The organism is Succiniclasticum ruminis DSM 9236 (assembly GCF_900112895.1).
GTDB lineage: Bacteria > Bacillota > Negativicutes > Acidaminococcales > Acidaminococcaceae > Succiniclasticum > Succiniclasticum ruminis.
On the sequence record NZ_FONL01000016.1, the window covers coordinates 13,668 to 40,297 of the forward strand.

The window sequence follows — 26,630 nt, forward strand, 5'->3', positions numbered from 1 at the left end:
TTTGATACTTATGTTTTCATAAGAAGACAAAATTAAGGACCTGCTGGTTCCTGAAGTTTTATTTTTATCATTTTATATTGTAAAAGAAAAGAGGTTTTGAAATGCGAAGCGATTTAGTCAAAAAGGGTTCCACCCGCGCGGCCCATCGTTCCTTATTCTATGCCCTCGGCTTCAGTGATGAAGATCTCAAAAAACCGCTGATCGCCGTAGTGAATTCCCAGACAGATATCATTGCAGGCCATGCCCATCTGGATGACCAGGCCAAAATGGTAAAATACGGCATCCTGGCGGCAGGCGGCGTTCCCATTGAAGTTCCTGCCATCGGCCTTTGCGACGGTATCGCCATGGGCCACGAAGGAATGAAATACCCCCTGGCAAGCCGTGAACTGATCGCCGACAGCATTGAAGCGCAGATCAACGGCCATGCCTTTGACGGCATGGTGCTGATTCCTAACTGCGATAAAATTGTGCCCGGCATGCTGATGGCTGCGCTGCGCCTGAATATCCCTGCAGTATTCTGCAGCGGCGGACCCATGCTCCCCGGCCGTTATGAAGGCAAAGATATTTCCATCTCCACCACGTTTGAAGCGGCCGGCCGTTTTGAAGCCGGCAAGATCGATAAAGCAGAACTGTCCCGCATCGAGCGCTGCTCCTGCCCCGGCTGCGGCAGCTGCGCCGGCCTGTTCACCGCCAATACCATGAACTGCCTCACCGAAGTATTAGGTATGGGCCTTCCCGGCAACGGAACCATTCCGGCAGCCTTCCAGGGCGACCGTGCCCGCCTGGCCAAAAAAGCAGGCGAAACCGTTGTCCGCCTGGTGAAAGAACAGCTCCTGCCCCGGGATATCATGACTATGAACGCCTTTAAGAATGCCATCACCGTAGACATGGCCATCGGCGGAAGCTCCAACACAGCGCTGCACTTACCGGCTATCGCTCACGAAGCCGGCCTCAAACTGCCCTTATCCCTGTTTGACAAAATCTCCAAGAAGACTCCGTACCTAACCAAACTGAGTCCCGGCGGTTTCCATCATATGATTGACCTGAACGAAGCCGGCGGCATCGCCGCGGTCATGAACGAACTGAGCAAACTGGGACTCATCAACAAGAGCTGCAAGACCGTCACCGGCAAGACCATCGGCGCTTTGATCAAAAACGCGGTCATTACGCGTCCGGATGTAATCCGCAGCGTGGAAGATCCCTACCGCAAGACCGGCGGCATCGCCGTACTGACCGGCAACATCGCGCCCATGTGCTCCGTTGTAAAGGAAAGCGCCGTGGCAGAAGAGATGCTGGTACATTCCGGCCCGGCCCGGGTATTTAACTCGGAAGACGAAGCTATCAAAGCCATCTGCGCCAAAAAGATCAACAAGGGCGACGTGGTCGTTATCCGTTATGAAGGACCCAAAGGCGGCCCGGGCATGCGGGAAATGCTGAACCCCACTTCCGTACTGGCCGGCATGGGCCTGGATAAAGACGTAGCCCTCCTCACCGACGGACGTTTCTCCGGCGCAACCCGCGGCGCCTGCATCGGCCACATCTCTCCGGAAGCACGGGAAGGCGGCAACATCGCATTGATCGAAGAAGGCGATATCATCGAGATCAACATCCCGAAACGTTCCTTAAACGTTAAGGTTTCCGACAAAGAACTGGAAAAACGCCGGGCTAAATGGAAATGCCCGCCGCCCAAAGTAAAGAGCGGCTACCTGGCCCGCTATGCAGCGCTGGTATCCTCCGCCGCAGAAGGCGCTATCGTACGGGTTCCCGGAGAAGAATAATGTGCTAAGATTCTTTTAAAATGCAGGATGATTTTTACTGATATTCCTGCATGAAACACAAAACAAAACTGTACAAAGCAATGGAAATCCCATTTGCTTTGTACAGTTTTTTATTTTGCTTTATCTTTCTTCTGAAACAGTATAACGGATTCGAATTCTGTTTGCACGCTGTCTGTTTTCACGTAATGGAACTTTACTATTATATTTTCCATTACATAAGATGCATCGTACTACTTTATCTGCTTTTCCGCAGCCGGTACGACCTGCGGTATTTTTCCGAAACAGCCCCTGCCGCCGCTGCCAGCAGGATCAGACCCCAAAGCAGCGCGCCGGCCTGCTTCCATTCATAATGATTCATGGCCAGGACCAGAGGCGTACCGATGCCGCCCGCGCCAACCAGACCCAGCACGGCCACTTCTCTCAGGTTGATATCCATGCGGTAGATAACGGCAGACAGATAATGGGGCAGTATCTGGGGAACCACAGCCCAGCGCACAGCCGCCAGGATGTGAACACCGGAGGCCCGCAATGCGTAATACGGTTTCATATCAATGCTGTCAATAGCAATCAGGAAGCGTTTGGCCAGAAGTCCGATGCTGCACAAGGCCATGGTCAGCACGCCGGCAAACGGACCCGGCCCGGTCACCCGGATCCACAGCAGTCCGTAAACAAGGACGGGAACCGAACGGAACACCAGCAACAGCAGGCGCATCAGCAGGGCTGCAAGCCCCAAAAAACGGAAGCAGGAAAGAACAGATAACAGCAGAGCAAATACAGTTCCTCCGAGAGTACCCAGAAAAGCAATGCAAAGCGTTTCAAACAACAAGGTCGGAACTGCTTCAGTTGCCAGAGAAAACATCATTGTAATATCCGGAGATACAACACCTTCCGCAATAGATGCCAGCGCGGTTTTGTTTACTCCGGACATGGCCGGAAAGCCGGTTAAAAAAGAGAAAAAGATGAAAAAACCGCACAGAACCGTGGGAATATACCATTTTTTGTGTTTTGTTTCCGATTCTATCAGATGGACACGCAGGAAACCGCTTAAACTCTCGGTTGCCAGCACAACCAAATATAACACGCACAGGATCATGCCCACTTTGGAGTACTCCCGCCAGGCCAGTTTTTCATTCAGCAGCAGGCCTATGCCTCCCGCTCCCACAAAACCCAGCACGGCAGCGTTACGCACATTGGATTCCAAAAGATACAGCAGGTTGGCAAGATAACCCGGAAGTATCTGCTTCCATACAGATACCCACCAGGCCTTGAAACACCCCGCTCCCGCATATTCCAATACGCGGGCCGTTTTCAGTTCCGCGTTCTCACTGTCTTCGTATCCCAGACGGGAAAGCACGGCTGCAGTTGACAGAGTAACCGCGATAATGCCGGACCACATGCCAAGACCGAACACAAACGTGCAGAGCAGGGCCAGAATCAGCACAGGAATGCAGCGAAACACGTGTACCGCCGCCTTCAGGATAATCCGCGCAACTTTCCACCGGTTCACATATCCGTTGCACAACACGGTCCCCACTGCCCCGATGATTCCGCCCAAAACGGTTCCCAGCAATGAAATATACACCGTGTCCCGCAGTGGAACCAGAATCACATCCAGAAAAGAAGTATCCGGAGGGAACATCCTGGCAGCAGTGTCAATAAAATAATGCCCCCGCTCCCATAACAGGGGAAGGGAAAACTCTGTCTGCCATAAGGAAACCAGCAGACAAAGCACAACTATTGCACTGCGGACAAGATATGACCGTTTCATTTCGTTACCCCGTATCCAACTGCAACAAAAAGCGTACCAATCCAAACAGCATTCTGCCGTTTCATTGCGCGCCTCCATATACGTTCGCAAAGGAAGCTTCATCCCATGCGGAAACAGGAGCGTCTTTTACCACAACGCCCTGCTTTAAGCCGATGATCCGCTCCGCATACTGCGCAGCCTGAACCGTGTTGTGGCTGTTCATGACTACCGTCAGCTTATTCTCCTGCTGCAGGTTTTTTAATAATGAAAGAACCTGTTCCGCGGCCACCGGATCCAGCGAGGCCACGGGCTCATCAGCCAGAATGATGCGGGCCTGCTGCAGCAATGCCCGGGCAATGGCCACCCGTTGTTTCTCGCCACCGCTTAACGTTGAGACCAAGCTATCCGCTTTCTCAGCCAGTCCGACTTTGGCCAGGGCCGCTCTCGCGTTTTCCTGGTCCTGTTCCGAAAAGCAGCCTGTCATAACACGCCAGAGCGGATTCCGGCACAGCGCCCCGTGCAGCACGTTTTCCAGAGCCGTCGACTGGGGAACCAGGCAGAAATCCTGATAGATTACCGCGATCTTCTGCTGTATCTGCCGCAGCTTTTTCCCGCTGCAGTTTGACAGGCACTCCCCGTCTACCCAGACTGTGCCCTGCTGCGGTGTCACCATCCCGTTGAACAGTTTCAGCAGAGTTGTCTTCCCTGCCCCGCTGCGCCCGATCACGGCCACAAACTCCCCATCGGTAACCCGCAGGGAAACCTGCTGCAAAACCGGGTCGTCCTTATGAAATTGATGTGTTACATTTTTTAACTCCAGCATACCGAATCACCTTAACGCAATATCTCACTTAACGCAAGATCTCAGGCACCAATATACCATTACCTGACCGTTCGCTGCCGCTTTTCCACGCAAACCTGCGACCTGCCCCGCCAACACACCGCATGTTACAGCGCACATCAAAGAGAAAGTGCGACACAATCTTACTTCCCTTTCAGTTCCCGCTGTACCCGGCGTTCGTCGTCATAATTCTTCGCATCAGCCCAGTCGTAACCTTTGTGACCCAGAATCTTCAGCGCGTCCAGTCCCTCTTTCGTCTTTCCGATCTCAATCAGCGCTTCTCCGAAAGCCTTGCGGAACTTCTGGTCCTGCATGGTTTTGGACGTTTTGCTCACGCAGACCGTATCATTATAAATCTTATCCGTCACGCCGATGATGCCCGTCTGTTTCCAGATCGTGTCCGTTCCCCCCAGCTTTTTCTGCCAGTTCTTTTCATTGCGGATCCGTATGTGGGAAAAGGCCACCGCAATGTCCGCCTGCCCGGAAGCCAGCCGCGCCATGGATGTGGTGTAAGACTCTGCCTGCACCACATGGGCCAGATCAGCAATTGTTTTCCCGTATTCCTTTTTCAAAAACAAGGAAGGATACAGGTAGCCCGAAGCAGAAGCCGGACTCATCACTGTCCAGGTCAGCCCGTTCAGTTCCTCCCAGGAAGGTTTTTCTCCCTTTTTCACCTTCTCCAGCAAGGCTTTTCCTTTGGCGGAAGGACCTGTCACCAGAACAGAGCGGTAATGCTGGACAAGCTTGTCGTTAAACTTCTCCGGTTCCCCTTCGTTCCAGATCTTTACGTCTGTCGTATCCTTGCTGATCCCCTGCCGCAGCGCCGTAAGCAGCACATCGATTTCCTTATCAAACAACACATACGTGGCGCCGGAAACGAAACCCGCGTCTGCACTGCCCGCGCTTAAAGCTTCCCCTACCGCGCTGTAGGATGTGCCTACGCTTACGGATACCTTGCCGACCGCAAAGCCTTTTTCCTTCAGTTTTCCCTGCAGCATTGTACTTAACGGACCCACTGCTGTTTTTACCGTCTCCGCATCCTGGTAAGGAGAAACAGCAATCTTCAGCTCTTTAATCTCATTGCTTCCTGCACTCTTTTTCGTTTCACCGCCGCAGCCGGCCAGCAAACCCGCGCAAAGGCACAGGAACATGATAAAAGCAATTGTCTTTTTCATTTTAATCCCCCATTCTTTCGCTATAACATATTGAATACTGCAACCACGCCTCACAATTCCAAAAGATGCTAAAAATAATAAAAGCGCGACAGCATATCGCGCCTTACATGCCAAAACCAAAATGCGTTTCAGGAACGATATGCATGAAATGGAACTGCGCATCAGGAAAACGATTGCCGCTGCTGTTTCACAATCCGCGCTTCACAGCCACTTCTCAACGGCAGCTTTTCCCTACATACATCGGTTTTCCTTCATACAAACCGGCGGTCGATGATCTCTGGCATCCTCTCAGCCCGGCACACGGGCTCCCTCGCATTTCGGCTTCAGAAAATATTTATATTTTCATACAGGACCAGGGCGCTCCCCCAAGTCCCTCGCCACAATAAATTTTATAAAGTTATGGAATCAAAAAGTTAAAAGCACACAGAAGAATCTTCTGTGTGCTTTTAGTATAATTGTTTCACGTGAAACAGGCAAGCAAAATTTTTACGAAGCGTTTTCCGCGTTTATTTCAGCACGCCGATTTCCTTGTAATATTTTTCCGCGCCGGGATGCAGCGGGATCTTGGCGATATCTTTTACGGCTTCAGCCGGTTTCAGTCCTTTCAGGTTCTTCTGGGACTGACCCAGTTCATCGATGTGTTCCCAGAAAGTCTTGGTCAGCTGGTAAACGGTATCTTCCTTCAGGTCATGACGGCAGAACATAACCATCTTAATCGCGGAGGTGTTGATGGCTTCTTTCTGGTTCGGATAGGTGCCTGCGGGAATGGTGTACTTAACATACCAGGGATATTTTTCCTGCAGCTTTTTAATAATGTCGTCGCTGATATTTACCAGACGGCAGTTGGCGCTCAGAGCCTGGGAAACAGCGGATGCCGGGGTGCCGGACATGATCCAGGCGCCGTCGATGGTGCCGTTCTGCAGCATGTCAGCCGCGCCGCCGAACGCGATGTATTCCGCTTTGATCTCTTCCGGGAATTTGATGCCGGCCGCGGTGAAATGGGTCTGGCATTCGTTATAAACAGAGGAACCGGCAGAAGCAACCGCAAAATGTTTGCCCTTCACCTCTTCCAGTTTCGTGATACCGGATTTGTTGGTTACTACAACCTGGTTGGGGTTCAGGTACAGACCGGCGATAGCTTTCAGGTCTTTGTAAGCATGGCCTTTAAAGCTGTCGGTGCCGTTCATGCACTGGTACGCGTTGCTGCTGATTGCGATGGAAACCTGGGCTTCCCCGTCGGAAACCATGTTCAGGTTGGCAATGCCGCCGGCAGAAGCCTGGCTCGCCGCGCTGACGGAAGGAACGGTCTTGTTCCAGTTATTGGTAATGGCAGCGCCTACTGCATACAGGGCGCCGGAAGCAGAAGCTGTCGGGAAATTGATCTTGATCTTTTCCGTCGCAGCCGCGGGAGCTTTCTTCGGAGCTTCCGCCTTTTTTTCTCCGCCGCCGCAGCCAGTTAATGCCCCTACCATTAACATGGTGGCCAAAGATGCGCTTAATATGCGTTTCAAGGATTTTTTCATAGTTCTTTTCCTCCTTAAAAAATTTACATGTTCAGGTAATGCTACTTGAACTATTATATCGCTTTTTTCATAAAAATAACAGAGTTACTTATTTGCAGTTGTATAAAATTTTGCGGAAGAAAAAGACATGAGTAAAACATCGGGAACGTTTGCGTGATTCCATGAGATGAATTTCGCCGTTATGGCGAGACTGTCTGAGGGGCGTAGCCCCGAGTTTCGAAGCCATAGGCGAATAAGTCCATGGAATAGCAAACGGGCACGGTTTTACTAAGTCTTTTCCTAATGCAAAATTTTATATAAATAAAACTCAGCTTTTCTTCCTTCTGATAAACTGCAGGGCCCCGATTACCACCAGGCAGGCCAATCCGATGAAATCGGTGAACGTTCCCGGGTACAGCATGGCCGGCGCCGCGGCGATGAGGACAAGCCGCTCTACCATATTACATTTCTGTACCAGCCAGCCTTCCAGCCCGGCCACCAGGGCGACGGTTCCCACGCAGGCCGTGAATACGGTCCATAAGGTTGTTGCTAATGCTGCGTTGGGATCCACCCCGATCAACAACACCGGGTTATCCAGGAAGAAGAAGGGGATGATAAAACCAATCAGCCCCAACCGTACCGCCCACAATCCCGTCTTCGTCTGGTCGGAACCGGCAATGCCGGACGCCACATAGGCGCTCATGGCAACGGGCGGGGTGATGTTGGACAGACAGGCATAGATGAGACAGAACAGATGAGAAGTCAGGGGCAGCACGCCGGCCTTGATCAGGACCGGAACCGCCACCGCCTGCACGATAACGTAAGCGGCCACGCCGGGAACGCCCATGCCCAGGATCGTGGACATGATCATGACCAGAAGGCCCGTCACATAAATATTGTCATTGTTAATTACATTCAGGATCAGGTAACCCATGTTGAGACCCATGCTGGTCAGGGTCACCGTGCCGATGATGACGCCGATGATGACGCAGCAGACGCCAACGGAAATAGCGCCCTTGGCCCCTTCCACCGTGGCTTCGATAATCTTGTTCCAGGTCATGCGGGTCTCTTTCCGGATCCAGCTGGCCCCGATGGTGGCAAAGATGGCGATGACCGCGGCATACAACGGCGTGTAGCCCGCAAACATGAGGGCAATCAGCACAACCAGAGGGATCACCAGGTGCCCCTGCTCCCGGATCACCTTCATCGCATCGGGAATGTTTTCCTTCGACAGACCGGAAAGGCCCAGCCGTTTCGCTTCAAAGTGCACGGACATCAACAGTCCCAGATAATACAGGAACGCCGGCACGATCGCCGCCAGCATAACTTTCGTGTAACTCAGGTTCAGGAATTCCGCCATGACGAAACCGACCGCGCCCATGATGGGAGGACAGAACTGACCGCCGGTAGAAGCCACCGCTTCCACTGCCCCGGCAAATTCTTTCCGGTACCCGGTCCGCTTCATCAGGGGAATGGTAATGGTACCCGTGGTGGCCACGTTGGCAATGGCGGAACCGTTAATCATACCCATGAGGGCAGAAGCAACCACCGCCACCTTCGCCGGACCGCCGGGGGTCTGGCCCACTAATGTGAGGGAAAAATCGTTGATGAATTTGGAAAAACCACTGTGTTTTAAGAACGCGCCAAACACAACAAAGAGGAAAATGTACGTGGCCGATACGCCGATACCGGTGCCCAGCACACCCTGGGTCCCCCAGAACTGGGTAATCAGCACCCGCTTCAGGGTAAACCCGTTATGTCCCAGCAACCCCGGCAGGAATGCGCCGAACCAATTGTAACCCAGAAAGATGAGGGCCAGCAACGCCAGATTCCCGGAAGCGCGCCGGGCCGCTTCAAACACCACCAGCAGCGCCACCGCCGCAATGCCCACCTCAAAAGAATCCACACGTCCCCCGGTCTCGGCGATGCGGGTAAAATTCGTAATCAGGTAACCGAAAGAACCGGTTCCCAGCAAAATCAGAAGGATATCCCAAACCGGCGGCAGTTTCCACACGCGCTTCTCTTTTTTGTATGTAGGGAACAGCAAAAACGTAAACAGCAGCAAAAAGATACAGTGGAACGCCCGCAGGTTAATGGCGCTGATCGCCCCCAGCGTAGTGAAATACAGCTGGAATACCGTCCAGACGCAGAGCAGTACGACCAGTATTTTACTCATGGGACCGATATAGGTCCGCATGCGGGAGTCCGCTTCCTTTTCTTCCAGCAATTCCTGCGCCTTTTTGTCCAGTTCTTTCTGCAGCTGCGCTTCATCCTTTACGTTTTCAGGATTTACAGCCGCTTTCTCTTTCCCCTGCATAAAACACAATCCCCTCTTCAACACACCGACCGACGTAATGCCGTTCATCCGGAAACCGTCCGGCTAAACCTGTGTCAGTTAAACACGCCAAAGGCCTGTAAGAATAATATAAACAGCAGTACCGGCGTAACATATTTCACCATGATCCGGTACATGCTTTTACGTCCAAATGTATATTTGCCCTGCTCGATTTCTTCAATGATCCAGTCCGCCCCGACAACCCAGCCGATCAGCAGGCATTCGCCAATGGCCACCAGCGGCATGAACACGATATTGCTGATATAATCCATCAGATCCAGGATCTGGGCCACCGCTCCGTTAGGCAGCGGCAGTTCGAAATAGGCCACATTATAGCCCAGGCATACGATGATGCCGCCGATCAGGGCGTACAGGCCAATCAGCAGCGTAGCCTTGGAACGTTCCCAGTCGAACCGGTCCATAAAGCTTGCTACGATAGCTTCCTGTACCGACATGGCGGAAGTCAGCGCCGCAAAGGTTACCATGACAAAGAAAACAATTCCCACAACAGACCCGGCGGAGCCCATGGCCGCAAAAACCTTTGGCAGGGAGATAAACATCAGCGACGGACCCGCGGACATGCCTTCCTTGCCCATAAAGGTGTAAACAGCCGGAATGATCATGACACCGGCCAGAAACGCTGCCAGGGTGTCAAACAGTTCAATGTGGTTGATGGACTGGCTCAGGTCCACATCCTTTTTCGCATACGAACCGTAGGCAACCATGATGCCCATCGCTACCGAAATGGAATAAAACAGCTGCCCCATGGCATCCATCAGTACATTCAGAAATTTGCTGAAGGTAACACCTTCCAGATTGGGAACCGTATATACCAGAAACCCTTCCCACCCCGTACGGGTCACACCGGACGCATCGGTATAACTTAACGTGAGGGAGTACACCGATACCCCGATGATCATAAGGAAAAAGACCGGCATCAAAACCTTGGAATACTTTTCAATCCCCTGTTCCACGCCAAGATAAATAATAAACACAACCGCCGCCATAAAAATCGCAAACCAGAAGATCGGCTCCCAGGTACTGGTGATAAAACCGGTAAAGTATTTATCCCCCGCAGCTGCCAGACCGGCGCCGCTGACAAACGCCGCCAGATACTTTAACACCCAGCCGCCGATGACGCAGTAGTATGGCAAGATCAACACCGGCACGAGGCAGGCCAGCACACCGATGGCAGAGCCCCGTTTATCCATCTGGGTATACGCCGTTAACGGCCCCTGCCGGGTCTTACGCCCAATAGCGATTTCCGAAGACAGCAGCGTATAACCAAAGGTTGCAACCAACACCAGGTAACAAACCAAAAACAAACCGCCGCCGTCGCGGGCAGCCAGAAACGGAAACCGCCAGATATTTCCCAGCCCAATGGCGCTGGCCGCCGAAGCCAGAACAAAACCAAGCGTTCCCGTAAAATTATTTCTTTCCTTTTCCTGATTCAAATGAAGGCCCCCAAGTCTCTGAAAATAAATTTTGTGCCAGGGTTTTCACATATCTGTCACAATAATAATGTTCATTATAATATGAAAACAACTTTAAAGCAACTTATAATTACACAGAAAAATGCATTTTGACAAGGCAATGTATTTCGGGCGCCCCCCTGTCAGGCAGACTAAAAAACGCTTTCAGGCATTACTCTGAATGCAAGCCTGAAAGCGTATATTGAATAATTGAAAACTCGCCGGGTTATTTCATATATTTTTTGTTAAACAGCATTTCATTTCCCTTAAAGGGAATGAAAGCCTCAACCGGTCCCATGACCGCGGGCCCAATGGTTTCCGCCGGGAAAATCATGGTGATTCCTTCATAACCCCAGGTCCATGTCAGAGGCGGTTCGCCGGCATAATCCCTTTGAAACAGGTCGTCCACAATGGTCTTGTAGTTATCGTAATAAAACAGTCCCCGCTCCTTTTTCACCTTTTCCAGGGCCGGCTTCACATACATATCACGGAATTCGTTCCGTTTGCCGGGAGCCAGCGCGTCGTCCATCGTTATGAAATCACCGGTCACCGGGTCAAGGTTGTAGGTAAAAATATCGATGTTCGGATGGGCCCCGCCCCGGCTCTGATAATACTCTACGTAGAGACTCAGGATGTTCCGGCTCAGATACTTCTGCCAGACCCTCTCTTCCAGCAGATAGTGCATATAATCTTCCGGGCGGTGCTTTTTCAGTTCCACTGCGTCCTTGTAATCTTCCCGTGCTTCGTCTTCCATGCGGTAATTCCACTCCCGGTTATGCACCTGCTCCAGCTTTTTCGCCAGTGCCGGGAACGCGTCCGCATTCTCCACAATCAGGCGGCTGTAATCGGTGACGATACAGACCTGCCCCTGGGGCGTCCGGTACTCCTGCTTCTGCTGCTCCATGCGGATCTCAGGCAGAACGTCCGCCGGCTTTTCCGCAAAACAGGGCAATGCCGCGCATAACATCAACAACGCAGCAACAAGACTTACCACTATTTTTCTCATTATATGTACCTCCTTCAGCCGCCCGGTCACAGAAACCGCGCAGCAATTTTAAACAGATTAACCCGGCAGTCGTCCGGCCCGAAAAAAGAAAAGCCGTCATAAAACGGTAACGGTTCCCCCATGAACGTAAGCAAAAACCGAAACGAAGGCTTACTTTCCTCTACAATTAATTATAGCTATTTTAACACAGATATTCTATAATATAAATGATGTTTTGATATTTTTCTGAAAGGAGCGGAACCATCCTATGAAACGACTGCTGACCTTCTGTCTGGCAATCCTTTTCTGCCTGTCCTTTTCCGGATGCTACCTGGATGACTTCACTTCCTCCGAACAGGACAAGCTGTACGACAGCGCCATAAAAATCTTTAAAGAATACCTCGCCAAAACGGATCCCAACGCAAAGGTCAAAGAGGTTTCGAGCGTAAAATATCTGGGGGAAAATCACCAGCTGCAGCTGACGGAATTCGTAAGCGGCGAATACGAGTCCGGCAGCAAAAAGCTGAAGTTCGCCGTCAACACCAAAACCGGCGACATCTATACCTCCAAACAGGCTGATTTATACGCGGAAAAAGCGACCGCCCTGGTCAATGACATGCTGGGACTGCAGTGGACCGCGGTAAAACCGGAGGTTCACATTTCGTCCCGGGTCGACATGCACGGCAAAAAGCCGCCGATCGGGGGCAATAAAGAAGACAACGAACTCGGTGGCGTCTTGCCCATTACCATCAAAGACATGGACGCCTTTGCCAAAAATTCTTTTAAAGACAAAAATTACTCCGTCAACCTGCACTTCATCTACACCGGGGCCCCGCTGCGCCCCCGTGCTGTGATGGAGACAGCGGCGGAACAATTCGGCAGCCGCGTGCGTCTGGACCTGCAGCGTTTCCCGGATGCGCTGCAAAAAGACGTGGAAGCGGCCAGCCGCGCAGCCTGGGGCGAGAATCCCCGGTGGCCGGTGAACGGACACGATTCCCTGGCCGTTGAATCCCTGACAGTCTACGGAAGCGACAAGCTTGAACACAAACAGTGGCAGGATTACAACGGCAAAGCGCCCTTTACCATCCACTACCCTGCCATCACGCTCCTGCGTGAAAAACAGAAAGACGGTTCCTTCAAAGACCGGGAAAGCCGTTTCGACATAACCCGCGACATGCAGATCAAACAAAACGGCAACGCTTTTGAATTTGCCATGAAAGATAACCGTAAAATCAAATACTATGTATTTATGGACAGCCTGGCCCCGGCCGACAACGTAACAGCCATCGCGGCCCGCAACCGCAAATTCCACGACGCCGCCTACAACGAATTCGGATGGCATCCCGTGCTGGAACGCTGGTGCATCGGACAAAAAATACATAAAACAAACAGCCCCAACCAGATATATGCCATGGAAGAAAACGACCTGATCATCATCGGCAACGAAGGTCTGAACAAACTGAAACCCAAACAGAAAGAGCCGGAGAAGAAATAACCGTAAAAACACATTTTTGACAAATAATTGTCATACAATAGCTACAATCAATAATCGGAAAGCTGGCGCGCCCTGCTTCCGTTTCGTCTTATTTTTCGTAAAACAGTCATTTACTTTACGGGAGGAACTCATCATGAAAAAAACTGCCATCATCTGCACGGCTCTTCTTGCCTTAGCCTGTTCCGCGACGGCTTTCGCCGCTTCTTCTTCGGAAACGTTAGCGGACAAATTGGGCATTCCTACGGGCACCAAAATTTTTGCCACGGAAACCACGGAAAAAGAAAAACCTGCCGAACATCAGAAAAAAACAGAAAAGGCCACTTCCATGGACCTGGTGCTGATCCTGGATAAATCCGGCTCCATGTACGGGCTGGAAAAAGACACCATCGGCGGCTTCAACTCCATGCTGGACAAACAGCGCCAAAGCGACCTGCCGGTGAAGGTGACGGCCGTCATGTTCAACAACGCGGTTTCCACCATCTATGAACGCGCCGACCTGGATAAAGTGAAAAATATTACCGATAAAGAATACACGCCCCAGGGTACCACGGCCCTGCTGGACGCTGTCGGCAACACCCTGTCCCAGATGAAAACCCTGCCGGACATCGATGCCAAAGGCAACAAAGTACTGGTAGTCATCACCACGGACGGCAAGGAAAACGCGTCCAAAGAATGGACCTACGCCAAAGTGAAAGCGCTGATCTCCGAACTGCAGGAAAAGAATTTTGAATTTGTCTTCCTGGGCGCCAACATCGACGCGGCCGCAGCGGCACAGAACATCGGCATCAAAAAGGAACATGCCATGAAATACAGAAACACCCAGTCCGGCGTGAAGGCCAACTTCCGCGCTGTGAACGCCATGGTGGCCGATTACGCAGCCGGCGAAATGGAATCCGGAAACTGGAAGAAAGAAGTAGAAGAAGACAAATAATCAGCAACAAATAATGAAACGCCGGAGCCCGCTAACAGGGTTCCGGCGTTTTTTATTATTATTCGCACAGCTTTTTTATATTCGCAAACTCCCAGTAATACTCAATGTCTTCCATGGTTCTTATGACAACGTCCTGCATAAGCTTGTCGGCCACCGCGAAGAATTCGTATTTTCCGCTGTCCCGCAGTTGTTTCGCGGAGATGGCTAGCTGCAACCAGGTCTTTTCCTGCTCCGCTTCCGCGAATCCTTCCATCAACACCGCTTTCACGCCGGTGGCCACCTGCCCCAGGAAGCTGTTCTCCAGCCAGTAGGCCATCTTCATGCCGCGGTAACTGCTTCCGCACAGGTTCCGCAACGCGTAAAACGGTTTTTCCTCCTGCAGCCCGTTCCAGATATCCGCAAAGCAGAAATCATATTCCCCGTCCTGTACCTTCGGCATGAACTCGAAGGCATCCTCCTGCATCACACGGATCTTTGCACCGGCCTCTCCGAACTGCGGCAGAATCTTCTCTTTGAAGAATTCGATGATGCCTTCGTTCCGTTCCACAACCGTTACGCTTTCCACATCCGGTTTCAGCGCCGCCATATAGGCGAAATAGCCTAACCCCAGGCCCAGCGTCAGCACCCTGCCCTTCGCTTCGTCAACGGCCGGCTGCATGGTAAAGATCTCATTGAACGTGACGGACATCCATCCGTTTCCCTCTTTGTCCTGCAAAATATAATAGGGCGCGGGTTCGTCTTTCCAGAAACCGATACAGGGAACGAAGGAATCCAGACCGCCGCATTTTTCACAGACGACCTCGTTCCATAAAATAACCTCGAACTGCCTGTCAATGACAGAAGCAACCCGGAAATCCCCCAGCTCACAGCCTTCCAGCCGTATGTCACGGTAATAGGGATTCCCCAGCAGATCCTCACGACTAAAAGCTTTACAATGCGCAATCAGGGGATAGAACGGATCCTGCTCCGAAGTAATCTGATGACCCGCCAGCGCGCTGACCACATTGACCGGGGTTATGTCCCCATCCTTCGCGTTTCCCAGGTTCAGGACGCAGTCATACTTGGTGTCGGAAATCATGGACAGGATCTGACTGAACGCGGACTGGTACGTAAAATAATTCTCAATATATCCCGGGAACAGATTCCGGATCCGTCGGCTGCTTACAAATTTCATGTTACTCTCCATTCCGCCGCCGTTGATTTATTTCAGATCGGCAGCCAAAACCTCAAACACAATGCTGCCCGCTTCGTCCAGAAACGCAGCCATCGCTTCCCCTTCTCGCAAAACGATGAGTTCCCTGCAGCGGGCAACCGCCTTCGCCCTGTCGGCGTTCAATCCGGCTGCATATGCCTTTGCCTCCGCTTCCTTTTGGAAAGCGCAGTCGATCAACGTCTGTGCAGTGTTAAACGTACAGGTGATGATGTAAATTTTCACGGTGACACTCCTCCTTTTATTTAATACTGCTTTAAGTAACTTTTCCTCTTATTTAATTTTAATCACAAAATTTTTAATTCACTGTGATTCCAATCACATAATTCCTTTTTTATACGCGCCTTCATCAGTCCTTCCCATTCTCATACGCAATGGGATCAGCCAAACCGTTCTCCTGAAAAGCCCGTTTCCGGTCACGGCACGTCCCGCAAACACCGCAGGCTTTCTCATGTCCCTCGTAACAACTCCAGGTCATTGCAAAAGGAACGCCGATTTCCAATCCCGCGGCTACAACATCCGCTTTCGACCTGCCGATAAAAGGCGCAACCACGCGCAGCGCCTTTCCGCTGCCTACATAAATGGCGTCGGCTATGGCCTTGTTAAATTCTACACTGGTATCAGGGTAAGCGCTGCCTGTCGCGTCATCCGCATGGGCTCCGTAATAAATCACTTCACAGCCATTTCCTATGGCAACAGAAGCCGCGGAGGAAAGGAACAATCCGTTACGGAAGGGAACATACGTGCTGACCGGCGCGCCGTTTGTTTTGGCAAGCTGGTCAGAATACTCCTCATGGGGAATATCCGCTGCCGATCCTTCCAGCAGGCTGCAGTCGGCGCCTCTGAATATTTCCCCCAGATCAAGCGTAATCCTTTTAACGCCATAGAAGGAAGCAATTTTTTCCGAGGCTTCCAGCTCCTTCTTATGTTTCTGGCCATAATAAATGGAAAGGGCCAGTACTTCGTCCGCCCCATATTTTTTTACGGCGAGCCCCAGGCAGACGGAGCTGTCAAGACCGCCGCTGAACAATACCAGTGCTTTCATAAAACGATTCCTCAAAATTAAAATGGTTTTGTAAAACCTTCTTTACTTCCTGAAAGCGCATATTCTTATCCAATGCTTTTATGCGCATCAACAATTGAACGTATCAGGCCAATCATTGCAGCGGGATACATTCACTTCATCAAAATCAACACGGCCAGAATCAGATTAATCACCGCCACCAGAGGACGAAGATAACGGTTTACCTTCCGGCGGTCCAGTTTTGACATAAGCCACGGCCCAACGAAATAATCAGCATGCCCGCAAAAAAACCTATCAGCGGTAAATATAAAACTGGCATGACACAATCTGCCCTTCCAATTCTGTCATTTTTGTCATTTCCCGGTTTACAGGTTATATTCGACCCATTCCCCGTCTTTCAGTGTTTCGTAAACGCCCCACTCCGGTTTTCCGATATCCCGGCCCTTCACCCGCAGGGGTATGAACGCGTCATGCTGGCAGCCCGGAAGGGGATCCTCCAGCTCGATCCAGCCTGTTTCATCGATCAGATCGTTCCAGTCAGCATACAGGTCTTCCAGCGAATCATAACAGTAGTCCGCCGCGCTCAGGACCGCGTCCGCGCCGGAATAGGTAAAGAGATAGATGCCTTCCCCGGTTTTATACAGCATAATCTTATAAATATAAGTATTATCATCCGATTTTCTGGGCTCTCTGAGCCGGGCATACATTCTCATATCGTTACCTCCATTAATAATTAATTATAACAAAACAGCCGCAGAAAATAAATCCCACGGCTGCCAGGTTAAAATCTATTTAAATCATTACAACTTAAATCATTACAACGGATATCTGCTTTGCCTGTTATAAACGAAACAGGAAAAGAAACCACACCCGCTGCAATACATGAAACTTGCATGAACAGGTTCCGGTTGCAAAAGAACGCGCGCTTTTGTTATAATTATAAGCAGCAGTTCTACAGAAAGGGGAATACGGATATGGCGGATCAGAACAAGAAACCTACTATAAAAAACAAGGAAGTCATCGTAGACCTGTTTTGTCTATGGCTCGCTTTGACCGCGCTTTCCTGCGCAGCGATAAATCTACATCTCACACTGAATAAACTGGAACAAAAAAAAGAAGAAGAACGCACGTAAACCTGAACTCTCCAAAGAAGGTGCTGAATCACCGGCCACATCCGGTCCCGGTTTCCCGGGAGGAAGTGAGCGCTGATCCAGGCCTTCTTTTTTTGTGATTTCATTTATCCGGCAGCACAGCAGATTCTCGGACGCGTACAGGTACATTTATAACAAAACAGCCGCAGAAAAATCTGTGGCTGTCAGCATAATTATTCCCTTAACATAGTATGTTTTGTCTACACAATGCTGTCTCTTAATACTTTCCGATAAACTCCGGCAAACCCTTAATCTCTGTCAGCTTGTCTTCCACCGGACCGCAGCGCAATCCTTTATCGGAAACGAGGAGAGCCTTCGGGAACCGTTCCCACTCAATCGCACTGACTCCCCTGATTTCGTTATTGTAAAACCGCATCGCGTCGCCGCGCAGAAATTTTACTAAAAAACTCCGGAGCACCTCGGATATATCCGCATCCAGGACATTGCCGTACAGCTGCGCCCCGTCGCTGTTTCCCAGAAACGCCGAAGCCACGTCCACCGTGCCCGATCCCAGGTTCTCGAGCAGCGGCTTTACGTTCCAGTACAGCAGATACACTTTATTTCCGCCTTCTGCCAGTTTTCTTGCGCTGAGATACACACCCAGCGCGCTGCACTGTTCCACCGCTTTCGCTTTCGCTTCCACCTCGGGCACCGTGGCCGCCTGTTCCCGGACATAGGCTCTTATAGCCTGTGCATCAGGAGGACTGACTTCATCAAGGTAGCGTAAAATGACGTTCAGTTCACTGGATATGAAATCCCCGTAGGTCTGATTGCCGACAAAGGACCTGTAAATCTTTCTTTCATTGCTGGCGACGCCGATCAGGAATTCGATATCGGTCGCGGTTCCGTTCCGGTACGCTTCATACACATCTGCGGAAATCAGTTTTCCGTCACGGACCGGCCCGGAGAGAAACAGTCCCATCAAAAGTTTTTGCGACGCTTCCTTCAATTGTTCCGTGGAAAGCTGCATCAGTTCTTCCATCGTCGCCGCCGACGTTTCCTGCAACAACTTCTTCGCCAGCATTCTCGACATTTCCGGGGTATCGAAAGCCGCCATGGGATTGCCGTGGAACACAAACGCTTTCCGGAACAGGCCCTTCGCCTGTTCGCAGGCCGCCAGCAGACTGATGGAGACAGCCCCGGACTCGAAGCCCATCACGGTAATCCGGTCCGGATCGCCGCCGAAAGCCGCTATGTTTTCTTTGATCCATCGCAGCGCCGCAATCTGGTCAAGGAGTCCCAGGTTTAAGGCATCGGGATACGCTTCCCCGCCGGGGACCTCCGAAAAATCAATGAAACCGAAGAGACCCAGACGGAAATTAAAGCTGACGCCCACAACGTCCGGACAGGTTCGGATCAGACTGGTACCGTCCATCAGCGGATCGGCAGACCCGCCGTAGGCAAAATCGCCGTGATGGAACAGCACGATGACCGGCTTTTTCCGGTCCGTCTTTTTACTGCCTACGCAAATATTCAGCGTCAGGCAGTCCTCACTTTGCCTGTGATGCTTTAAAATCGAGCCCTCGTGGTCCACCTGAATCGCGGATGCGCCGAGGTGCTGCGCCTCAAATACGGCCTCCGATTCCGGCAGGGGTTCGGGCGCTTTCCACCTGCGTTCCCCCACAGGAGGCTTTGCATAGGGAATTCCCGAATAGTAAATGATGTTCTTCTCTTTAACACCGACATACGTCCCGGTTTTTGTCTTTACCGCCAGACCGGTGTCATAGGCGCCGCGGATGGGCCGGTTCTGCCGGTTCACTTCGTCCAGGTCGATGGTTTTCAGCGCTTCGTCAAACACAAAACCATTGCTCCCGTCCCCGTATTGCCTGCGGACTTTCCGGATACGGTACCAGCGGACAGCCATACTTAACAAAAATCCCAGAACCGGGAAGGCGATGACACTCCTGTACTGCACCAGCAAATGCCCGAGCATGGAGACTCCCAGCCATGACATGGCGATATGCTGGACCGCCAGAAAGATGAAGATGAACAGGGCAAAAGCCACGAACCTGTACGCCGGTTTCTTCTGTATGGCCCTGCTGAAGATGATTCTGCCTACCGCAAAATCCATCGCAAATCCGGCCACAAAGCAGACTGCCAGGCACTGCCAGTCGGGCCATCCCAGCAGCTTCGGAATTTCATAGCCCAGTCCATACCCAAGCGCTGAGACGAAGGCTATCATAAAATCATCAACCGTAAATAATTTTTTCATGCTTCACCAGCATTATTGTCTCTATTAACATACTTGCGTCGTAAAAACTGCGGTTGAGCCAGCCGTTTCACTCCCACTTCCAGGAATCGCTGTAATTGATATTTTTTTGCTTCATATACGGCTTCATCGTTTCCCAGACGGCTTTCAAAACCGGCCTTTCATTTTTGGAAGGAGAATACTCCCACAGGTCGGTGGATTTTTCATAAAACGCCCCTACCATGCGGTCGTTTTGAGACTCGAAACCGTAAATGACAATCCGTTCCAGGGAACCGTCGTTTTCTCGGACCGCCTTTACCGATACCCGGTAATCCATTCCCGTCGGAAGATTTGCCGCGTTAATGCTGTCCGAATCCAGATAAAAGGTACGGCCGTCGTGGGAACAGCACCACACATCCGCGGCCAGGGATACGCCCGGCAGCCACAGGGCGCCGACCGCGAAAACCGAAACCGCCAGGACAAGAATTTTTAAAACTCTTCCTATGTACATGATAACCTCCTGTTATCTACATGGCTGCCATCAGCGCATTCAGCATTGTTTCATCAATCACGTCTGTCTTATCTTTTTTTCCCACCGGCCGCAGGCGGTTTCAGTTGCTTGCAATTTGTAAACAACTGAGCGTTCCTCCTTTACGCCCCCTGTCCGTCCAGATACGTATTGATGGCATCCTGGGCCAGCACAAGATCCACCAGACCGAAGCCCAGAATATACACGATCAGATACAGAATGCCCGAATTGCCGCCGGGGTTCCGCTTCAGATTGTCCACGTTCTCCCCCAGCCGGTAGGCCCAGATAAATCCATAGAGCCCGCAGGTAATCAAGGTTAAAATCAGGACCATCATGCCGCCCATGGCATCCTTTTTATACAACAGGGTGTTCATCTCGTTGGTAACTTTGTAAATCCAGTACAATCCGTATAACCCGAAGGTGACGAAAGAAAAAATCACCGCGAACACAATACTTCTTTTCTTAACCATAATAGTTTCCCCCTCAATTGTTACAGTTTTTTTATAACCCGTTCCATCTTTGCCGCAAAGCAACTCCATTCTGTGTTCCCCGCAGCGCGTTTCTCATTGCCGCGAAAACACAACGTTCCCTTATTTCTTCCACTCTTCATGGCGCTCGCCCTTGTCGTCAAACCAGATATGCTTGTCGCGCCGGCTTTTATCCGGATAAATCCAGAAAATATTTATATGACGCCAGCCTTTCGCATCGTAGGTCGTGACGCTCTCCCGGTAAAGAGTTTGTCCGTTAATGATGACGTACCCGTATTCCTTGCCATACTGTTTCCCGTCCTTATCATACCATATATGCTCGATATCTTTATCACCCTTGGACGTGAAAAATGTATATTCTTTGTGAAAAATACCTTTCTCGTCATACCAGTACCGGATCCGTGACTTTGCCGACGTCGCTGCCGAAACCGTATTTTCTCTCGTCCACTCAGGAGACGTGGTTATTTCATGCTGGTTTCCCTCCCTGTCATACCAGGTATGCATCACAACCTCGACCTGTCTGGAGAGCAGGCCTCTCTCGTCCTTGGCATAGACGTAGGAGTTATACTGCTCGTGGAACAAACCGTCCTTATCATACCAGTTCTTCGGCGAATCGCCTGCCTCCGCCGCAAGTCCCATGCAGACACAAGTTGCAAGAATTACCGCCGCGAAAATTAAGCCCGTAACTTTTTTAAGTAAAAATCTGCCTGCGTTCATCGTTTGTCACCTCCGCAAAAATGTCATTCAGTTGCCTGCAATTTGCAAGCAACTGCGCATATTGTCTTTTTCGAGCCAGATCTGTCACTGCTCATCCTGCCGGGACGGCTTATATATTTTTTTGCCTTTCGCCACATAGTTCCGCAGCACCTGCTCGCCCAGCTCCCGCTCAATGTTGCCGTACACGATGATGCCCCGTTTCCTAAACTCTTCCAGCCATCCGGGTTTATAGCCTTCATCAAACCCCGTGATCTCTTCCACGGATTCGGTAGGCACGCCGTAGTACACTTCCTTTATGCCTGACCACATAATGCCGCCCATGCACATCAGACAAGGCTCAGAGGTTGAATACAATTTCAAATAAAACGGGGAAAGATCATACGTTCCCAGCTTTTCCTCCGCTGCTTTTATGGCATTCATCTCCGCATGATTATGGGAACAATTGTCCAGCGTAACCGTGTTCGGCATTTTTGCCACAAGGTTCCCCTCCGCGTCATAGATTGCCGCGGCAAAGGGACCGCTGCCCAGATCCGCCAGTTCCTCCAGTTCATGTTGCAGCGCCGCGATAATGCGGCTTGCTTCCGCAATTTTATGTTTGTCAGGCGTTTCGTTTGAAACAACCCTGGAAGATACAACCGCAGAAGCGGAAAATGTTTCACGTGAAATATTGTCAGCCATTTCTATCACTCACTTTCTTCGCCCATTCCCAGGGTCCTGCATACTTTACGCTTTCGGTGGCGATTTTTGAAGCGAACGTAAGAGCTTCCCTGAAATCATACTGCTTATGATAATAAGCAAAGCAAAACGCCCCATGGAAAATATCCCCGGCCGCCAGGCTGTCCACGCAGGTCACGGACGCTACAGGAATCTCACCGTCATCCAGACGCACCGGTTTTTCTCCCCTTGTCATGGCCTTTTTGGCATTCGCACATTCTTCGATGGCAAAAATGTCACGGCCCGCAGGATCCCTGAACTCTTCGGAAGAAATTACAACACTTGCTTTTTTAAGAAACGCAAGGGTTTCTCCTTTCCAGGAACCCGCATCCACTACAATTTCACAAGCACAGTCAGGAAGAACGCCCAGCGAAAGTTCCTGCTGGTTCAGGTCAAACAGGCAGAAAGCCGGTTCTTCCAACGCAGGAACATGAATTGTTTTATATTGGTTCTGGCCGCTGAAAATCTGCCGGTCGCCGTTCCGGTCCACCGCGATGGCCGCCACGGCAGGCATGGCATCATCCTCCGTACAATTGACAACGGTCACGCCAAATTTTTCCAGCGTTTCTTTTATCATGTGCGACTCCGCCGTGTTGCCGAGGCAGGTGACCAACACAGCGCTTCCGCCCAGCAGCGAATAAGTTATGGCCGCGTTCGCCGCCGGCCCGCCCACAAGCCTCGTGAAATGATTCGTTTTTACTTTGGAATTTTTCCGGGGATGGGAATCGACATAAAACACATAGTCCATTGTCGTCAATCCCACAAAATATCCCCGGGGATTTGTTTGCCGTTCCAGTCTGTCCATTTTAAATCCCTTCTACCGCCGCCGAAAGCACCTTCCCGATGGCGTCGCGTATGACAAGCTCCGCTCTGGAGTCCGCTTTCGTTTCGGTCTTGTTGATCAGAACGAGATGGTGCCCCCGGAAATAATCGATCAGCCCCGCCGCCGGATAGACCACCAGCGACGTGCCGCCGATGATCAGCGTATCCGCTTCCCGGATGGCGCGGACCGCGTTATGCACCACATCGGAATCCAGGCCTTCCTCATAAAGCACCACGCCCGGCCGGACGATGCCGCCGCAGTCTTCACAATAGGGAATCGGCTTGTTTTCTTCCTGCAGCACGTAGTCCACCGGATACACCCTGCCGCACTGCAGGCATGGCCACCGGAGAATGGAACCGTGCAGCTCGTACACGGTTTTTGAGCCCGCCAGCTGATGCAGCCCGTCAATATTCTGCGTGACGACGGCCTTCAGAATGCCGCGCCGTTCCAGTTCCGCCAGCGCGATATGCCCCGCGTTGGGCCGGATGTTCCGGAAAATCCGGTGTTCCCTGTAGAACTCGAAGAACGCTTCCGTATGGTTCACGAAGAAACTGTGGGAAGCCATCTCCTCCGGACGGAACTCCTGATGGAGCCTCCGGCTGTAGATTCCGTTGGCGCTGCGGAAATCCGGCACCCCGGACTCCGTGGACATCCCGGCGCCGCCGAAGAACACAACATTTTTACTTTCCCTAAGAATCTGTGTAAGCGCTTCTATACTGTTCATTTTCATCCTTTCTCCGGATTAAGGATCTCTGTTTCAGGATATTCCAGAGGAGCACTGCAAATCAAACATTCTTCTTTCACAAACCGTTCCCCTGATAAACCACTTTCTGTGTACACTCCGTTTTCCTTAATTATAACAAAACAGCCGCGGAAAAATCCACGGCTGTTGAGTCATTTACTGTGCAAAATTGGAGTTTTTCGATTATTCTATCCGTTTCGGCCGTTGGGCATCATACGGACCGGTGCCACCGGCAATAGCCTGCAGCTTTTCCCCGTCCAGATCGTAATCGGCCAGCTCCGCCATGTACGCTTCCGCTTCCTCTTTGGTTATCTCATAGCCGCCGGCCTTCGCCAGCGCTATCAGTTCGTCGGCAGTTTTGCACTGCATGGCCTTCATGATTTGTGCTTTTGTGAGTTCTTTTTTGTTGATCGGTATAGCAGAATCCCTCCCAAATTCAATTATTTATTTTTCCGCTTCCGCCGGTTCCGGTAAAAAGGCGGTCGCTTTTACGATATCAAATATTTCCTTCTGGCTGGTTGTTGACATAATCGTCTCCCGTTCCGCATTTGTAAACCGCGAGGCAGGTCCGGCCAGGGACAGTGTCAGTTCACCTGCGCAGGCATCCATGCATGCTTCCCCCGCGGCAGCGGCGGCACAACGTTTTTCCCATTCCCGACCGGCCACACGGGACGCAACGAAAGCAAAAATTTCCCTGACCTCGCCGCAGAACTCCCGGAAGTAGTCGCCATGCGCGTTGCTGGAGCGGGAAGCGCAGCCACCCCGGCAGATCAGGGCGTGCGGGCAGGTCTGGCAGGCTTTCATCAAATCCACGGTGCGGGTACGCCACTTTGCCTTATTGAAATTCCATAAGAACCGGCTCATACCGGGCTGGACGTAACCCGTCACCTGGTCGTCTTTCCCTACGACGTCCCAGCAGGTATAGATTTTCCCGAAGGGGTCCACCACCAGCATTCCCGTCTCGGCACCGCAATACGCCGGGGAGAAATCCGGATAACTTTCCTTTTTGAAGAGATTGTTCATCCGGTACCAGATCATGTCGTACTGGCTCTGGCGGGCAACCGCCTCCTCCGCCGTGAAGCCGATCTTCATCATTTCGTCAATGGTATCCTGCTCGCTGATATTCTTTTCGGGATGCGCGTCATCGGTGGTCGCCTTAAAGTAATAGCTGAACACGCCCCGCTTCGTCTTCGCTTTGAGATCGGTTTTCCTGAGTTCCGCCTCTTCTTTGGCCCGTTCTTCTTCTTTCGCGATAAAGCCCCGGGCCTTCAGGTCATCGACCAGGTCCTTAATCCCGTGCAGGTTCTCTTTGCCCACGTTCACCCGCAGACGCACCGTCACGCCCCGCTGCAGCGCCAGTTCCACATTGCGGAGGATGCGGTCGTAGGTGGGCAGGCCGTTCTTGTGGAGACGCCGGCGGTCATTCAGCTCCGCCGTGCCGTCCACCGTCACCTGTATGCTTCCCAGCTTGTATTCCTCCATGAAGTCCAGATACGCTTCCAGATCGTACCCGTTGGTGACGGCGCCCATGAACAGCCCCATTTCCCTGCATTTGCCGGCAATCTTTTTTACCACGCCGATGTTCTTTGCCAGGAAAGGTTCCCCGCCATAGAACGTGCAGCCGTTCACCACATAACCCCGCGCTTTGTAGTCCTTCAGCGCGGCGAAAACGGCCTCTATCATCTCATCGCTCATGGTGTTATCGAGCCAGTCCTGCCCTTTCTTCAGCCGGTGCTGTTCAAAGCAGTACGGGCAGCGGAAGTTGCAGTCGTAGGTGGGCATGATGACCAGCCCTACACCCATGCGGCCCTGAACGTTCTTGTAGATGCGTGAAAAAAGTTTCAGGTCCGCCAGTTCGCCCGCTTCGTCTTTGCGGGTAATGTGTCCGCGCAGCATAAGCCGTTCCCGCAACGCGGCGGACAATCCGGCAAAATTTCCTGCCTGCAGCCTGTCCGCGTCTTCCTTCGGCACTACGTCCATGGCGCCGTACAGGCCGTTCACCAGCAGCGCGTATCCCTCAATCGGTTTTTCATCCGCACCGACCAGCGGCAGGATGATTTCATAGGTGCTTAGTCTCATGATTCACATCTTCCTTTGCTGACCAGAGGCCGAAGCCGCCAGTTCCGCCATATACGATTCGGCTTCTTCTCTGGTAATCGTAAAGCCCCCGGCTTTCGCCATTTCCATCAGTTCCTCCGGTGTTTTGCACTGCATGGCTTTTACAACCATTTCTTTTGTAAGATCTTTTTTGTAGATCGGCATAGTAACACCCTCCCCAAAAAAGCTTTTTAATGCATCTCACTAATTATATACAGGACAAAATATCGAAAATTGACACTCACGGGAATTATTTTTTAAATTATATCACAGAACCTTTGGTGAGTAAAACTGCAACTTACAGTAACAGTCTCATCTGTATTTCATTATAATCGCTTCCACCCCTTCAAGGGGTGGTTCGCTTAGCCCTATAAGGGCCCAACACAGGCCAGCGCCTAAATGACGCTGGCTTTCACTTTGTTCAAGCCGCAGTGGTATGACTACTTGCTACCCTTAAAAGGGTCTTCGTATTCTTTACTGAATAACGAATCTTCCATTTGATCCATCTTATCCTGTTCCCGGATATATTTCTGTATGGTTTGCGCATTCAGCCCTACCGTACTAACGTAATATCCGGTTGCCCAGAATTTTCGATTTCCAAATTTATATTTCAGATTCGCATGTCGTTCAAATATCATCAGTGAACTTTTTCCCTTTAGATACCCCATGATATAGGAAACACTCAT

26 protein-coding genes are annotated in these 26,630 nt (G+C 51.3%); 4 read left to right on the forward strand and 22 right to left on the reverse strand.

The genetic code is table 11. The features are described 5' to 3' along the window. Positions 1-101: 101 nt before the first annotated feature. Positions 102-1,778: a dihydroxy-acid dehydratase gene (ilvD, locus tag BM159_RS09590; protein ID WP_093914019.1), complete on the forward strand. Its 1,677-nt coding sequence runs from the start codon at positions 102-104 to the stop codon at positions 1,776-1,778. A 235-nt stretch (positions 1,779-2,013) separates the two neighbouring features. Here the strand turns inward: ilvD and BM159_RS09595 are convergent, their stop codons facing one another. From BM159_RS09595 to BM159_RS09625, 7 genes are all read right to left on the reverse strand, one after another. Then, positions 2,014-3,546, reverse strand: a complete 1,533-nt coding sequence (locus BM159_RS09595) for a PhnE/PtxC family ABC transporter permease (RefSeq protein WP_177205995.1) — start codon at positions 3,544-3,546, stop codon at positions 2,014-2,016. Between the two features lie 61 nt (positions 3,547-3,607). Continuing rightward, a complete protein-coding gene (gene phnC / locus BM159_RS09600) occupies positions 3,608-4,348 on the reverse strand; it encodes a phosphonate ABC transporter ATP-binding protein (protein ID WP_093914021.1) in 741 nt (246 codons plus the stop codon). A 161-nt stretch (positions 4,349-4,509) separates the two neighbouring features. After that, a complete protein-coding gene (locus tag BM159_RS09605) occupies positions 4,510-5,541 on the reverse strand; it encodes a phosphate/phosphite/phosphonate ABC transporter substrate-binding protein (RefSeq protein ID WP_093914022.1) in 1,032 nt (343 codons plus the stop codon). 506 nt (positions 5,542-6,047) lie between these two features. Beyond that, entirely contained in the window at positions 6,048-7,064 is a 1,017-nt protein-coding gene (locus BM159_RS09610; RefSeq protein WP_093914023.1) for a TAXI family TRAP transporter solute-binding subunit, read from the reverse strand. A 307-nt stretch (positions 7,065-7,371) separates the two neighbouring features. Beyond that, positions 7,372-9,408, reverse strand: coding sequence for a TRAP transporter permease (locus BM159_RS09615; protein ID WP_218149570.1), 2,037 nt, complete (start codon positions 9,406-9,408; stop codon positions 7,372-7,374). A gap of 26 nt (positions 9,409-9,434) precedes the next feature. After that, positions 9,435-10,832 (reverse strand): sodium-dependent transporter, encoded by a 1,398-nt coding sequence (locus BM159_RS09620; RefSeq protein WP_093914025.1) that lies wholly within the window; start codon positions 10,830-10,832, stop codon positions 9,435-9,437. 244 nt (positions 10,833-11,076) lie between these two features. Continuing rightward, positions 11,077-11,856: a DUF3298 and DUF4163 domain-containing protein gene (locus tag BM159_RS09625; RefSeq protein ID WP_093914026.1), complete on the reverse strand. Its 780-nt coding sequence runs from the start codon at positions 11,854-11,856 to the stop codon at positions 11,077-11,079. A gap of 247 nt (positions 11,857-12,103) precedes the next feature. Here BM159_RS09625 and BM159_RS09630 point away from each other — a divergent pair, with 247 nt between their 5' ends. Both BM159_RS09630 and BM159_RS09635 read left to right on the forward strand, forming a co-directional pair. Continuing rightward, positions 12,104-13,330 carry a hypothetical protein gene (locus tag BM159_RS09630; RefSeq protein WP_093914027.1) on the forward strand — a complete coding sequence of 409 codons (1,227 nt, stop codon included), beginning with the start codon at positions 12,104-12,106 and terminating at the stop codon, positions 13,328-13,330. Between the two features lie 133 nt (positions 13,331-13,463). After that, positions 13,464-14,261, forward strand: coding sequence for a vWA domain-containing protein (locus tag BM159_RS09635; protein WP_093914028.1), 798 nt, complete (start codon positions 13,464-13,466; stop codon positions 14,259-14,261). 58 nt (positions 14,262-14,319) lie between these two features. Here BM159_RS09635 and BM159_RS09640 read toward each other — a convergent pair whose 3' ends face one another. The 4 genes from BM159_RS09640 to BM159_RS09655 all read right to left on the reverse strand — a co-directional run bounded on the left by BM159_RS09640 (position 14,320) and on the right by BM159_RS09655 (position 17,208). Further along, on the reverse strand, positions 14,320-15,435 hold the full coding sequence (locus BM159_RS09640; RefSeq protein ID WP_093914029.1) for a spermine/spermidine synthase domain-containing protein: 1,116 nt from the start codon (positions 15,433-15,435) through the stop codon (positions 14,320-14,322). Positions 15,436-15,462: 27 nt separating this feature from the next. After that, complete coding sequence (locus BM159_RS09645) at positions 15,463-15,696, reverse strand: hypothetical protein (protein ID WP_093914030.1); 234 nt, start codon at positions 15,694-15,696, stop codon at positions 15,463-15,465. Positions 15,697-15,820: 124 nt separating this feature from the next. After that, the gene (gene queC, locus BM159_RS09650; RefSeq protein WP_093914031.1) at positions 15,821-16,516 is read right to left on the reverse strand and encodes a 7-cyano-7-deazaguanine synthase QueC; all 696 of its coding nucleotides are present in this window, start codon (positions 16,514-16,516) and stop codon (positions 15,821-15,823) included. A gap of 344 nt (positions 16,517-16,860) precedes the next feature. Then, positions 16,861-17,208 (reverse strand): hypothetical protein, encoded by a 348-nt coding sequence (locus BM159_RS09655; protein ID WP_093914032.1) that lies wholly within the window; start codon positions 17,206-17,208, stop codon positions 16,861-16,863. Between the two features lie 261 nt (positions 17,209-17,469). Here BM159_RS09655 and BM159_RS11990 point away from each other — a divergent pair, with 261 nt between their 5' ends. After that, positions 17,470-17,628 (forward strand): hypothetical protein, encoded by a 159-nt coding sequence (locus BM159_RS11990; RefSeq protein WP_177205996.1) that lies wholly within the window; start codon positions 17,470-17,472, stop codon positions 17,626-17,628. A 235-nt stretch (positions 17,629-17,863) separates the two neighbouring features. On the opposite strand, the gene BM159_RS09665 is transcribed toward BM159_RS11990, so the two are convergent. The 11 genes from BM159_RS09665 to tnpA form a co-directional block, all read right to left on the reverse strand. Next, positions 17,864-19,858 (reverse strand): carboxylesterase family protein, encoded by a 1,995-nt coding sequence (locus BM159_RS09665; RefSeq protein WP_093914034.1) that lies wholly within the window; start codon positions 19,856-19,858, stop codon positions 17,864-17,866. Between the two features lie 67 nt (positions 19,859-19,925). Continuing rightward, positions 19,926-20,345 (reverse strand): hypothetical protein, encoded by a 420-nt coding sequence (locus BM159_RS09670; RefSeq protein ID WP_093914035.1) that lies wholly within the window; start codon positions 20,343-20,345, stop codon positions 19,926-19,928. Between the two features lie 140 nt (positions 20,346-20,485). Then, a complete protein-coding gene (locus BM159_RS09675) occupies positions 20,486-20,833 on the reverse strand; it encodes a DUF4234 domain-containing protein (protein ID WP_177205997.1) in 348 nt (115 codons plus the stop codon). Between the two features lie 120 nt (positions 20,834-20,953). After that, complete coding sequence (locus BM159_RS09680; RefSeq protein WP_093914037.1) at positions 20,954-21,568, reverse strand: hypothetical protein; 615 nt, start codon at positions 21,566-21,568, stop codon at positions 20,954-20,956. 84 nt (positions 21,569-21,652) lie between these two features. Next, positions 21,653-22,246 (reverse strand): nucleoside deaminase, encoded by a 594-nt coding sequence (locus BM159_RS09685; protein WP_093914038.1) that lies wholly within the window; start codon positions 22,244-22,246, stop codon positions 21,653-21,655. Further along, entirely contained in the window at positions 22,239-23,087 is an 849-nt protein-coding gene (locus BM159_RS09690) for a PfkB family carbohydrate kinase (RefSeq protein ID WP_093914039.1), read from the reverse strand. The genes BM159_RS09685 and BM159_RS09690 overlap by 8 nt, the downstream gene beginning before the upstream one ends. Before the next feature lies 1 nt (position 23,088). Then, complete coding sequence (locus tag BM159_RS09695) at positions 23,089-23,829, reverse strand: NAD-dependent protein deacylase (RefSeq protein WP_093914044.1); 741 nt, start codon at positions 23,827-23,829, stop codon at positions 23,089-23,091. Positions 23,830-24,030: 201 nt separating this feature from the next. Beyond that, entirely contained in the window at positions 24,031-24,225 is a 195-nt protein-coding gene (locus tag BM159_RS09700) for a Nif11-like leader peptide family RiPP precursor (RefSeq protein WP_093914040.1), read from the reverse strand. Between the two features lie 66 nt (positions 24,226-24,291). After that, positions 24,292-25,926 carry a radical SAM/SPASM domain-containing protein gene (locus tag BM159_RS09705; protein WP_093914041.1) on the reverse strand — a complete coding sequence of 545 codons (1,635 nt, stop codon included), beginning with the start codon at positions 25,924-25,926 and terminating at the stop codon, positions 24,292-24,294. Positions 25,927-25,929: 3 nt separating this feature from the next. Further along, complete coding sequence (locus BM159_RS09710; protein WP_093914042.1) at positions 25,930-26,109, reverse strand: Nif11-like leader peptide family natural product precursor; 180 nt, start codon at positions 26,107-26,109, stop codon at positions 25,930-25,932. Between the two features lie 275 nt (positions 26,110-26,384). Continuing rightward, the coding region (gene tnpA / locus BM159_RS09715) for an IS200/IS605 family transposase (RefSeq protein ID WP_143089427.1) at positions 26,385-26,630 on the reverse strand (246 nt) is incomplete at its 5' end.